Here is a 12,601-nt window from a genome sequence, read left to right on the forward strand (position 1 = left end):
GGAATTTATCGCCTGTGCCGACGCATTCGCGAGCAAGCTCACTCCTACAAGGGATCGCGGTCAACTGTAGGAGTGAGCTTGCTCGCGATGGCTATTTAGCAGGATCTGCAAAAGGGTCGGTTTTAGGCATGGCCGAAAGTCAGACCAGCTTGTGCTCCATCGCATACTTCACCAGCTCGGCAAGGGAGGTGATGTTGAGCTTTTGCATCAACCGCGCTTTGTGCGTGCTGATGGTCTTGCTGCTCAACGCCAGTTGTTGAGCGATGTCATTGACGTTGGCGCCTTGCGCCAGTCGCTCGAACACCGAGAATTCGCGCTCGGACAACAGCGAGTGCAGCGGTCGGCTGTCGGTGAGCCCGACTTCGAACACCATGCGGTCGGCAAGATCGGGGTCGATATAGCGACCGCCCGCGGCCACCCGGCGAATGGCCGTCAGCAGCAATGCAGGGTCGCTGTCTTTGGTGGCATAACCCGCGGCCCCGACTTTCAATGCACGCGCCGCCATCTGGGCTTCATCGTGCATCGACAGCACGAGGATCGCGGGCGGATTGCTCATTGCGCGGATGCGTGGAATGGCTTCCAGCCCGTTCACGCCGGGCATGGAAATATCGAGCAGCACGACTTCGCACTCGATGTGGCGCAAGGCTTCCAGCAGCTGTTCGCCATTACTGGCCTCGCCTGCCACTTGCAGGTCTTTGGCCAGACCGATCAGTTGCTTGATGCCCTCGCGGACGATGGTGTGGTCTTCGGCGACCAATACGCGGATCACTGCACTTGCTCCTGCGGAACCTGTTCGAGCGGAATCTGGATACGCAAGGTTGTGCCTTCTCCCAGCGTGCTGTCCAGATGCAACCGTCCGCCCATGATCAAAACCCGCTCCCGCATTCCCACCAGGCCGAACGAGGCCGGCCGCTCGGCGGTCTGATCGAAGCCTCTGCCGTCGTCAGCGATCGTCATGCACAGCACGCCGTCGCTCAGGCTCAGCGTCAGCTCGACGGTGTGCGCCTGGGCATGGCGCATGACGTTGGTGAGCGACTCCTGAAGGATGCGAAACAGCCCGATCGCCGTCGAATCCGGCAGCACCGGCAGATTGTCCGGTACCTCCACCAGACAGGGAATCTGGGTGCGCGCCTCGAAGCGTCTGGCCTGCCATTCAATGGCCGAGGCGATGCCCGCGTCGAGAATCGGCGGGCGCAGCGCAGTCGCGACATCACGGACCAGCTGAAACAATTGGGCGATCAGGCGCTTCATGCTGTTCAACCGATCACGCAAGCCAGGATCGAGATCGGCGTAGGCCAGTTCGCACATGGACGTTTCCAGCTTGAGCACCGTCAGCATCTGACCCAGCTCGTCGTGGACTTCCCTGGCAATGCGCGCCTTTTCCTCTTCACGCACGGTCTCAAGGTGAGCCGACAATTCCCGCAGTTGCTCGGCCAAGACCTGCAACCGGGCCTCACTCTCTTGCAGCGCGGCCAACGAACGGCGCCGCTCGGTGACGTCGGTGATAAACACCACCAGATACTCGGCTTCACGAAAGCGCAAAAAACTCAGAGAGACATCGGCGGGCAACACGCTACCGTCGGCACGCAGGCAATTGCTTTCGAAGTTCTGCGGCCCTTCTTCGCTGGATCGGGCGTTCTTCCACAGGTTGAGCCAGCGATCCATATTCAGACCAGGCTCGAAATCGATCAGGGGTCTGTCGACCACACCGCCCGGCGCGTAACCCAGCATGTTTTCAGCGGCCTGATTCGCGTACCGCACGTGGCTGTCCCAATTGACCCAGAGAATGCCGACCGTACTCTGGTCGATCGAAAACTGCGCCAGCCTCAGGGCTTCCTCACCTGCGCGGCGCCGGGTGATGTCTTCGCGAGCAGCGAGAAGGTCGCCTTCAAGCACCTGTTGCTGACGGCGCTGCCAGAAAATGATCGCTGCGCAGGCCAGAAACAGCACCAGGAACAGCAGCGCGATGTTCTGCCACAGCCCCGGTGACTCGCTCACGCGCGGGTATTTGGGCTGCAACCATTGGGCATGCAATTGCTCAAGGTCCTTGGGCGCAATGGCGTTCAGCGCCTGGCTGATGATGTCGGCGAGCTCCGGCGTGTCGCGCCGGGAGGCCACGCGCAACAGCTGCGGGAACCCGATATCGCCGACCACTGCCAGCCCGGCGAACTCGGCCTCGCGCGACAGTCGACCCAATTGCGCCTCATCGATGACCGCGTAGCGTGCCTGCTGGGTGAGGAGTAATTGCAACGCCTGCCGCTCCAGCGGCACGCCCTGCAGATTGAGATGGCTGTAGTTGGCGCGCAGATAATCGGCGGTCACGCTGGGCATGCGCACGGCAATCCGCACCTGGCTGTCGAGCTTCTCGAGATCCACCACGCCCGAGCCGTCACGCTCCCCCACCACCAATTGCGGCACGCGCATGTAGGGATCGGAGTAGAACCACATGCGCAAACCCGTCGGGGTCTGCGTCAGCCCGGGCGCGAAGTCGACCTGACCCTCGGCGAAGGCTTTTTCGAGCTCGGCCTGATCGGCGTAATTGCGCCACAACAGATCGACCTGCAGCGTCCTGGCCATCAGATTGACCAGATCGACGTTCGCGCCGGACAACTGCTGCGCACGGCGATCAAGCTGGGCATACGGCGCTTGCAACACCAGTCCGACGCGCAGTTGCCCGCGCTTGACCAGCCAGTCGCGCTGGGCACCGGTCAGCGGATCGACCGGCGTAGCGGCGCCATCGGCTTGAACCCAGGCAGGCGCGGCGATCAGCATCAATGCCATCAAGAGCACCCTGCCACAGCCGATAACCAAGAGGCGCGGCCTGCGGATGCTCAAATTGTTGTCCCCATTTCACTGATTCCCTTGCCGGTCATGCTGTGAGCGTGGCGCTCGAAGACGAGGCCGTATGGCGGCCTGACAAACAGCCGTCAACCCATTAGTCTGCCGGAATTGTTTCCGGCCTTTGGAATATTCGATGTCCTACACCATTCGCGCAATGTTTCCCGCGCTTTGTCTGACGCTGATACTACCTTGCTCGCCGTTTGCGATGGCGGCTGACCCGGCCCCGGACAAAGACGCCAAACCGGCAGAGACGCCTGTGGAGCGTGCGGCCCTGCCCTCGCGCAGTCAGGAAGACACGCTGGCGCTCGAGCGTCGCGTGCCGCAGGCCGAACAGCAGCAGCTGCAGGCGGGTGAAGAGTCGTTTCTGGCACTCTGGAAACCGGCCAACACCGATGACCCCAAAGGTGCAGTGGTGATCGTGCCCGGCGCCGATGAGTCGGCCGACTGGCCGAATGCAGTAGGACCTTTGCGCCGCAAGCTGCCAGACACTGGATGGTCGAGCCTCAGTCTGAGCATGCCGGACGCGTTCAACGACGGTGTTTTCGCACGCAGCCCTGACGCACCGCCCGCCGGTGATGCCGCCGCCGACAAGGACAAAGCCAAGGACGCAACGAAGGCGCCAGACCCCGCCGCCGCTGCTGAAGCCGACGCAACGGCCGCCGCCGAACAGGCCGCTGCGCAGGCAGAAGCGGCCAAGGCCAACGCTGAGAAGATATTCGCGCGGATCGACAGCGCAGTGGCGTTCGCTCAGCAGAACAAGTCCCGCTCCATCGTCCTGTTGGGTCACGGCACAGGCGCCTACTGGGCCGCGCGCTACATGAGCGAACGTCCCTCGCCGGCCGTGCAGCGCCTGGTCATGGTCACTGCAGTGGACACTGGCAAAGACACGCCCGCATTGCTGGACGTGCTGCCGACGCTGAAAGTCGCCACGGCGGACTTCGTCAACAAAGATCGTCCGATCCCGCGCCAACAAGCGCAGGATCGTCTGGATGCCAGCAAGCGCGTGAAGAACGCGCGGTTCACCCAAGTGACGCTCAATGCGATTCCGGGCAACTCGGCGATGGAGCAGGATCAGCTGTTCCGACGGGTGCGCGGCTGGCTTGATGGCCAGTAGGCAGCGTCGGCACCTTAGCGGAACCCGCGCCGGTCTTTGATCACTGCATAGGCATTGTGCAGTTCGCGGGTCCTTTCCGTGGCGTCGCGCACTTGCATCTGGCTGGCGCCGGTACCCGCCACTTTGTCAGGATGGTGCCGGCTTAACAGTCGGCGGTAGGCACGTTTGATCTGCGCCGGTTCAGCGTCAGCCTTGACGCCCAACAGGCGCAACGCTTCCTGGTACTCGCCGCCGCTGCTGGCGGGTGCGCGTTCTCTCTGCTCGTCTTCGGTGGACGATAACGCCTGAACCTTCTCGGCCGTCCAGCCGAGCCATTTGCCCCACTGCACAATCAGTTCACGCTCAGCGCGCGAAGCCTTGCCATCGGCCCAAGCCATACGCCAGCAAGCGCGCAGCAGCCCTTCGGCGGCATGAGGCTGGGTCTTGAGCCGCGTCAGGTGAACGCGCAGGTTGTCACGACCGTCCTTGCCGCGATTGAACGCCTGGATCGCGCGGCGCTTGGCCGGTTCGCTCAGGTCCAGCCGACGCATTTCCACGCGGGCCTGTTGAATGTGCCCATCGACGACCCGCCCGTCACTCTTGGCCAGGCGCCCCAGCAGAATGAAAATCAGCTCATCGTCACGCGGCACGGCGCGGCCGCTGACACGCTCCCGTAATTCGGCCCAGCTCTGAAAATGCAGGCGTCGATCCAGCGCCTGCCCCAGCAGCGCCCCCAGCATCGCGCCGGGAATGCTTGCAATCGCGTACCCGGCGCCGCCGCCGATCACTGTGAATGGCCAGAGCATCTAGGGTTGCACCGCAAGGATCTGTTCGACTTCCGCCAGCCGTTCGTGAGTGCCGACATCCACCCAGCGACCGGTGAAGTGCTCACCGGTCACCTGCCCGTTCGCCATGGCCTCGCGCAGCAGCGGCGCCAGTTTGAAGGCCCCGTGCGCGCAGCCTGCGAACAGCCGAGGATGCAACACCGCGATGCCGCTGTAGGTCAGACGCGGCAGCGTGGCGTCGTCACGCACCTCGCCGCCCACCAGCGCGAAGTCGCCGTCGGGGTGGTGCAGCGGGTTGTCCACCAGCACCAGATGCGCCAGCCCGTTGATCGGCGCGCCGTTGAGTGAAGCATTCAACGCGGTGAAATCGCAGTCCGTCCAGATGTCGCCGTTAACCACCAGAAAAGGCTCGTCGCCCAGCAATGGCAGCGCGCGGAATATCCCGCCCCCGGTTTCAAGAGGTTCACCTTCGGGCGAATACTGGATGTTCAGCCCCAGGCGCTGGCCGTCGCCCAGATAATCCTCGATCTGCTGCCCCAGCCAGGCGTGGTTGATGACCACCTCGCGAAAGCCGGCCATCTTCAGAGCACGCAGGTGATACTCAATCAGCGGGACGCCGCCGGCTCGCACCAGTGGCTTGGGCGTGTGCAACGTCAGCGGGCGCAGGCGTTCGCCCTTGCCTGCCGCCAGAATCATCGCTTTCATGCATCCCTCTTCCAAACAGTCCTGACCTTTGTCACGGCGCTACCTTCATGATGTGGCGTCTTGTTTTGGCTGACTCAGACTCGTCAGCAAGTTGCTCAATTCGATCAGTTCGGGGCGACGCGCCAGAACCGCTTCTATATAAGAGAAGAAGCGCGGTACATCGGCGACATATCGCGGCTTGCCATCGCGATGACAGATGCGCGCGAAAATCCCGATGACCTTGAGGTGGCGCTGCACGCCCATCAGATCGCTGGCGCGACAAAATTCATTGAAATCGTCCTGCACCGCAATGCCCAGCGCCGACGCCTTTTCCCAATACTGCTTCAGCCAGCCTGCCACCCGCGCCTCCGGCCAGCTCAGGAACGCATCCTTGAACAGACAGGTGATGTCGTAAGTGATCGGGCCGTACACCGCATCCTGAAAATCCAGCACGCCGGGGTTTGGCTCGCTGAGCATCAGGTTGCGCGGCATATAGTCGCGATGCACCAGCACTTTCGGCTGCGCCAGCGCGCTCTCGATCAGCAGATCGCTGACCCGCTGCCAGCTCGCCTGCTGCGCCTGGTCGAACTCGATGCCCAGATGGCGCTTCACGTACCACTCCGGGAACAGCTCCAGCTCGCGCCGCAGCAGCGCCACATCATAGCTGGGCAGCGGCGCGTCCATCGGCAATTGCTGATACGCCAGCAACGCCTCGATCGCATCGGCGAAAAGCTGATCGGCATTTTGCTCGTCGATGACGTCGAGATAGGTTTTGCGACCCAGATCGTTCAGCAGAAGAAAGCCTTGATGGAGGTCTTCGGCATAAATTTTCGGAACATTAATTCCCGACTCGCTCAACAAATGGGCGATATCGACGAAGGGTTTGCAGTTTTCCTGAGGGGGCGGCGCGTCCATCACGATAAAAGTGCGGCCCTCTCCCTCCCAACGAAAATAACGGCGAAAACTGGCGTCACTGCTGGCCGCAGTCAACGTGGCCGGGGGTATCGCGCCCCAGCCTTGAGCCGCGAACAACTTCGGCAGCTGCTCATCGAGCCAAACTTTCAGGTGTTGCAGGCGTACATCTTGATCTGGCATTGCAAGGGTCTCCGACGGCGCTAGCCGTCAAGCGGGTCATGCTTTATTATCCGACATCTTTTTCAGCCCATCGAGAGGCGTGCGGCCCCCCCGCGGGCAGATGGCGCGCAGGAAGCCCGGACTAATAAGATGGCATTGAAATCCCCCGCGTTTCGTAAAAAATTTCCGTTGCTCGTAACCGGCAGTTTGCTGGCGATGCAACCTCTGGCCACCCAGTACGTGGTTGCAGCTGAACAGTATGACTGTTCGGTGTCGGCAACAGGTTCCTGGGATTGCTCTCCGAAAACCACTGCAGCCCAGTTGCCTCCGCGCCCTGTGCACGACGCCAACAGCGTGTCGTCTAACAGCAGCACGGCGACCGAATCGACGATCACCACCGCAAGCGGTGAAGTCGTGCCCAAAACGATGCTGGTCACCGAGGCCAAGGGCCGTGGCCTGAAATCGCGTAGCGAAGACTACAGCCATCTCGACTGGGTTCCCCGCGAGAAGCTGACCGCTGCCCAACTGGCAGAGACAGGTCCTTACTGCTCCGGTGCGTACATCGAGCCGATTCGCCCGGGCATGGACGACAAGACGCCGAAAAGCGACGCGCCGACCTTCATCGGCGCCAAGGCTTCGCGTTATCAGCAGGACGAACAAATCGCGACCCTGGCCGGTGACGTCGTCATGCGCCAGGGCAGCATGCAGGTTCAGGCCGACGAGGCCAGCCTGCATCAGGCAGAAAACCGTGGCGAGCTGAACGGCGATGTCCGTCTGCGCGACAACGGCGCCCTGATCGTGGGTGACCATGCCGAAGTGCAGCTGGACACCGGCGAGGCGAAAGTCGACAACGCCGAATACGTGCTCCACAAATCCAACGTGCGTGGTAACGCGCTGTACGCCCGCCGTGCAGAAAACGCGATCATCCGCCTCAAGGACGGTACGTACACCACGTGCGAACCGAACAGCAACGCCTGGACGGTGAAGGGCAACAACATCACCCTGAACCCGGCCACCGGCTTCGGTACGGCGACCAACGCCACGCTGCGTGTGAAGGACATCCCGATCCTCTATACGCCGTACATCTATTTCCCGATCGACGACCGTCGTCAGTCCGGCTTCCTGCCACCGACCATCGGTGCCAGCAGCGACACTGGCTTCTCGTTGCTCACGCCTTACTACTTCAACCTGGCGCCGAACTACGACGCCACGTTGTACCCGACGTACATGGCCAAACGGGGTCTGTTGCTCGAAGGTGAGTTCCGCTACCTGACCAAAAGCAGCGAAGGTCAGTTCGGTGCTGCGTACCTGAACGACGACAACGATGATCGCAAGCAGGAGACCGATTACAAGGACACCCGCTGGATGATCAACTGGCAGAACCGCAGCGGTCTGGATGATCGTCTGCTGGCGACCGTCGATTACACCAAGGTCAGCGACCCTTACTACTTCAAGGACCTGAAAAGCGGACAGGAAGGCGTCAACACCAACGATTACCTGAACCAGCAGGGCATGCTGACCTATCGTGGCGATAGCTACACCGGTCGCCTGAACGTCCAGCAGTACCAGCTGACCAGCGTTTCGCGCATCACGCCTTACGGCCGACTGCCGCAGCTGAAACTGGACGGCACCCTGCCGTTCCGTCCGGAAGGTCTGAAGTTCGACTACAGCACCGAGCTGGTCCGTTTCGATCGTGATCTGCACGACGGCAACTTCAGCGATGAAGACGGCAACGTCGAGCCTCGTCTGGATAACAACGTTGCAGGTCTGGCGCGCGCCAATGGCGACCGCCTGAACCTGGCGCCGTCCATCAGCCTGCCGCTGACGTCCTCGTACGGCTTCCTGACGCCCAAGCTGAAATACGTCTACACCCAGTATGATCTGGACCTGGACGGCCGGGGCAAACAGGACCTGCTGACCAACCGTAACAATGCCTCGGCTCTGGGCGAGAGCTACGACAGCAACGTCAATCGCAGCGTGCCGATCTTCAGCGTCGACAGCGGCCTGTACTTCGACCGCAATACCCAGTGGTTCGGCAAAGACTACCGTCAGACTCTCGAACCGCGCCTGTTCTATCTGTATGTGCCTTACAAGGATCAGAAGGACATCCCGGTATTCGACACTGCCGAGACCACCTTCAACTACAGCTCTCTGTTCCGCGACAACCGCTTCAGGGGCTCGGACCGTATCGGCGACGAGAACAAACTCTCGCTGGGTCTGACCAACCGCTGGATCGAAGACAACGGTTTCGAGCGTCAGCGCATCAGCGTGGGCCAGGCCCTTTACTTCAAGGATCGCAAGGTCCAGATGCCGGGCATCGCCTACCAGGATCGCAACGACGCGCAGGCCGATGTGTCTCCGTACGCGCTGGAATACGAATACCGCTTCAACCGCGACTGGCGTGCAACCTCGGATTTCAACTGGGATCCGGACAGCCACAGCACCCGTTCCGGCAGCGCGATGGTTCACTACCAGCCTGAAGACAACCCCGGCAAGATCATCAACGCCGGCTACCGCTACCGCAACGACCTGGTCCGTTACGACCAGAGCACCGGTCGCTGGCAAGTGGGCGGCGGCGATTACGGCACACCGGGTACTCCTGGCTACATCAAGGACTACTACAAGATCGAGCAGCACGACTTCTCGGTCATCTGGCCTGTCGTGCCGCAGTGGAGCGCGATCGGTCGCTGGCAGTATGACTACAACCGCAACCGTACCCTCGAAGCCTTTGGTGGTTTTGAATATGACAACTGCTGCTGGAAGCTGCGTCTGATCAACCGGTACTGGGTCGACTATGACGAGTCCACCCAAGAGATACCGCAGAACGAAAAAGGCGACCGCGGCATTTTCCTACAAATCGTGTTGAAGGGACTTGGCGGCGTAGTTGGCCAAAAAGTTGAAGGCTTCCTCGACAAAGGCATCCAAGGTTATCGTGAACGTGAAGAGCAAGCTTTCTGATTGTCTGCGCCCGCTGATGCTGGGCGCGTTACTCATCGGTTCCGTAGCGCACGCTGAAGTGCGCTCCATCGACAAGGTAGTTGCCATCGTCGACAACGACGTGGTCATGCAAAGCCAGCTCGACCAGCGCACCCGTGAAGTACAGCAAACCATCGCCAAGCGCGGCCAGGGCGTTCCGCCTGCCAGCGCGCTCGAGTCTCAGGTACTGGATCGTCTGATCCTTGAAAACCTGCAGCTTCAGATCGGTGAACGCTCCGGCATTCGCATTACCGATGAAGAGCTCAACCAGGCGGTGGGCACCATTGCCCAGCGCAACAATATGAGCATCGAGCAGTTCAAGGCAGCGCTGGCGCACGACGGTCTGTCGTACAACAGCGCACGTGAGCAGATTCGCCGGGAAATGATCATCAGCCGGGTGCGTCAGCGCCGGGTTGCCGAGCGCATCCAGGTTTCGGAGCAGGAAGTGAAGAACTTCCTCGCGTCGGACCTTGGCAAAGCGCAGTTTTCCGAAGAATTCCACTTGGCGAACATCCTGATTCCTACACCTGACAGCGCGACTTCGGATCAAATCCAGGCCGCTGCCGTCAAGGCCAAGGACGTGTACGGCAAGCTGCAGCAAGGTGCGAACTTCGAGCAACTCGCCATTTCCACCTCGGCAAGCGAAAGCGCGCTGGACGGCGGAGATATGGGCTGGCGCAAGGCGGCACAGCTGCCTCCACCCTTCGGCGACATGCTGTCTTCGATGCGCCCGGGCGAAGTGACACCTCCTGCGCGCACGCCGGGCGGCTTCATCATCCTCAAGTTGCTGGAAAAACGCGGCGGTGAAAATCAGACTCAGATGCGCGATGAAGTCCACGTGCGTCACATCCTGATCAAGCCAAGCGAAATCCGCAGCGAGGCGGAAACCAAGTTGCTGGCACAGCGCATCTACGATCGCATCCAGAACGGCGAAGACTTCGGCGAACTGGCGAAGAGCTTCTCTGAAGATCCGGGCTCTGCGCTCAACGGTGGCGACATGAACTGGGTCGACCCGCGCTCGCTGGTTCCCGAGTTCCGTGACGTGATGAACGAGACCGCGCAGGGCGTGGTGTCCAAGCCGTTCCAGACTCAGTTTGGCTGGCACGTACTGGAAGTCCTGGGCCGTCGTTCCACCGACAGCACCAACCAGGCGCGTGAGCAACAGGCGATGACGGTGTTGCGTAACCGTAAGTACGATGAAGAGCTGCAAACCTGGCTGCGTCAGATTCGCGACGAAGCCTACGTTGAAATCAAGCTTCCTGGCGCCGACCAGGCTGCCAAGTGAAACCCAAGCGTTTCGCCCTGACACCCGGCGAGCCTGCCGGCATCGGTCCTGACCTTTGCCTGCTGCTCGCCGCGCAGTCCCAGCCTTACCCCCTGATTGCCATCACCAGTTGCGACCTGCTCAATGAGCGGGCCGCGCAGCTGGGTGTGGCTGTCAGCCTGATTCCTGTCACGCCGGACACCTGGCCTGACACCGCCGCGCCTGCGGGCAGCCTCTATGTGTGGGACACCCCGCTCCAGGCTCCCGTCATTACCGGGCAATTGAACAAAGCCAACGGCGGCTTCGTCCTCGAAACGCTGACGCGTGCGGGCAATGGCTGCATGGCCGGGCACTTCGCAGGCATGATCACGGCGCCGGTTCACAAAGGCGTGATCAACGAAAGCGGCATCGCGTTTTCGGGCCACACCGAGTTTCTCGCCGAGCTTACCCAGACCGAACAAGTCGTGATGATGCTTGCCACCGGCGATCTGCGCGTGGCACTGGTGACCACTCACCTGCCCTTGCGCGACATCGCGGACGCCATCACCGAGGAACGTCTGGAGCGCGTCACCCGCATTCTGCATGCCGATCTGGTCAACAAGTTTGGCATTGCCCGCCCGCGTATTCTGGTCTGCGGACTCAATCCCCACGCGGGCGAAAGCGGTCATCTTGGCCGCGAAGAAATCGACATCATCGAACCTACTCTGGAGCGTCTGCGCAGCGAAGGCCTGGACTTGCGTGGCCCGCTGCCCGCCGACACTCTTTTCACCCCCAAATATCTGGAGCACTGCGATGCAGTGCTGGCGATGTACCACGACCAGGGTCTGCCCGTGCTGAAGTACAAAGGCTTCGGCGCCGCTGTCAATGTCACACTCGGCCTGCCGATCATCCGCACCTCTGTGGATCACGGCACTGCGCTGGATCTGGCAGGCACCGGCAAGATCGACACCGGCAGCCTCAAGGTCGCACTGGAAACCGCCTATCAGATGGCCGAGACCCGTAAATGACTGAGCAATACCAACACAAGGCGCGCAAGCGCTTCGGCCAGAACTTCCTGCACGACGCCGGCGTGATCGACAAAATCCTGCGCTCCATTCGCGCCAAGGCAGAGGACCGCATGCTGGAAATCGGCCCGGGCCAGGGCGCCTTGACCGAAGGCCTGCTGAGCAGCGGTGCACAGCTGGACGTCGTTGAGCTGGACAAAGACCTGGTGCCGATTCTCATGCAGCAGTTCAGTGCCAAGCCGAATTTCAACCTTCATCAGGGCGACGCACTGAAGTTCGACTTCACCAGCCTCAATGCTGCGCCGAACAGTCTGCGGGTGGTGGGCAACCTGCCTTACAACATCTCCACTCCGCTGATTTTTCACCTGCTGCAGAATGCTCACCTGATCCGCGACATGCATTTCATGCTGCAGAAGGAAGTGGTCGAGCGTCTGGCCGCAGGCCCTGGCGGCGGTGACTGGGGTCGCCTGTCGATCATGGTTCAGTACCATTGCCGCGTTGAGCACCTGTTCAACGTCGGGCCCGGGGCGTTCAATCCGCCGCCGAAAGTCGACTCGGCGATCGTGCGCCTGGTGCCCCATGAGTCCCTGCCACACCCGGCCAAGGATCATCGCGTACTTGAACGCCTCGTCCGCGAAGCGTTCAACCAGCGCCGCAAAACCTTGCGCAATACCTTGAAGGCGCTGCTCACCAGTGAAGAAATCGCCGAAGCAGGCGTCGATGGCAGCTTGCGTCCCGAGCAGCTGGATCTCGCGGCGTTCGTGCGTCTGGCCGACAAACTGACCGACAAGCCTGTCGTCGGCTGATCGCGCAGGGCATGTACGGGCGGAGCACCAATTGGTTTTTTACCCGTCACATGTCCTAGACTGATTGTCTACCG

General features: G+C 61.3%; 10 protein-coding genes. 5 read left to right on the forward strand and 5 right to left on the reverse strand.

Annotation, left to right across the window (positions count from 1 at the left end; translation table 11 throughout):
- Positions 1–139 precede the first annotated feature (139 nt).
- Positions 140–769: a response regulator transcription factor gene (locus tag QRN36_RS24190; protein WP_285426356.1), complete on the reverse strand. Its 630-nt coding sequence runs from the start codon at positions 767–769 to the stop codon at positions 140–142.
- Entirely contained in the window at positions 766–2,781 is a 2,016-nt protein-coding gene (locus QRN36_RS24195; protein ID WP_285426357.1) for a histidine kinase, read from the reverse strand. The genes QRN36_RS24190 and QRN36_RS24195 overlap by 4 nt, the downstream gene beginning before the upstream one ends.
- Before the next feature lie 193 nt (positions 2,782–2,974).
- Between QRN36_RS24195 and QRN36_RS24200 the strand changes: the two genes are divergently transcribed.
- Complete coding sequence (locus QRN36_RS24200; protein ID WP_285426358.1) at positions 2,975–3,955, forward strand: alpha/beta hydrolase family protein; 981 nt, start codon at positions 2,975–2,977, stop codon at positions 3,953–3,955.
- Positions 3,956–3,969: 14 nt separating this feature from the next.
- On the opposite strand, the gene QRN36_RS24205 is transcribed toward QRN36_RS24200, so the two are convergent.
- From QRN36_RS24205 to QRN36_RS24215, 3 genes are read right to left on the reverse strand one after another with little or no spacing between them, the layout of a single operon-like run.
- The gene (locus QRN36_RS24205; RefSeq protein ID WP_093468698.1) at positions 3,970–4,740 is read right to left on the reverse strand and encodes a DnaJ domain-containing protein; all 771 of its coding nucleotides are present in this window, start codon (positions 4,738–4,740) and stop codon (positions 3,970–3,972) included.
- Positions 4,741–5,424: an N-acetylmuramate alpha-1-phosphate uridylyltransferase MurU gene (gene murU / locus QRN36_RS24210; protein ID WP_285426359.1), complete on the reverse strand. Its 684-nt coding sequence runs from the start codon at positions 5,422–5,424 to the stop codon at positions 4,741–4,743.
- Between the two features lie 45 nt (positions 5,425–5,469).
- Entirely contained in the window at positions 5,470–6,498 is a 1,029-nt protein-coding gene (locus tag QRN36_RS24215) for an aminoglycoside phosphotransferase family protein (protein WP_285426360.1), read from the reverse strand.
- A 129-nt stretch (positions 6,499–6,627) separates the two neighbouring features.
- Here QRN36_RS24215 and QRN36_RS24220 point away from each other — a divergent pair, with 129 nt between their 5' ends.
- The 4 genes from QRN36_RS24220 to rsmA are packed head-to-tail and all read left to right on the forward strand — an operon-like array spanning position 6,628 to position 12,527.
- Positions 6,628–9,435, forward strand: a complete 2,808-nt coding sequence (locus QRN36_RS24220; RefSeq protein WP_285426361.1) for an LPS-assembly protein LptD — start codon at positions 6,628–6,630, stop codon at positions 9,433–9,435.
- Entirely contained in the window at positions 9,416–10,738 is a 1,323-nt protein-coding gene (locus QRN36_RS24225) for a peptidylprolyl isomerase (RefSeq protein ID WP_177182218.1), read from the forward strand. Before QRN36_RS24220 ends, QRN36_RS24225 begins: the two co-directional genes overlap by 20 nt.
- Positions 10,735–11,724 (forward strand): 4-hydroxythreonine-4-phosphate dehydrogenase PdxA, encoded by a 990-nt coding sequence (gene pdxA, locus QRN36_RS24230; protein ID WP_285426362.1) that lies wholly within the window; start codon positions 10,735–10,737, stop codon positions 11,722–11,724. Before QRN36_RS24225 ends, pdxA begins: the two co-directional genes overlap by 4 nt.
- The gene (rsmA, locus tag QRN36_RS24235; protein ID WP_093468683.1) at positions 11,721–12,527 is read left to right on the forward strand and encodes a 16S rRNA (adenine(1518)-N(6)/adenine(1519)-N(6))-dimethyltransferase RsmA; all 807 of its coding nucleotides are present in this window, start codon (positions 11,721–11,723) and stop codon (positions 12,525–12,527) included. Before pdxA ends, rsmA begins: the two co-directional genes overlap by 4 nt.
- The last annotated feature ends 74 nt before the right edge of the window (positions 12,528–12,601 follow it).

The organism is Pseudomonas sp. efr-133-TYG-103a (assembly GCF_030209235.1).
GTDB lineage: Bacteria > Pseudomonadota > Gammaproteobacteria > Pseudomonadales > Pseudomonadaceae > Aquipseudomonas.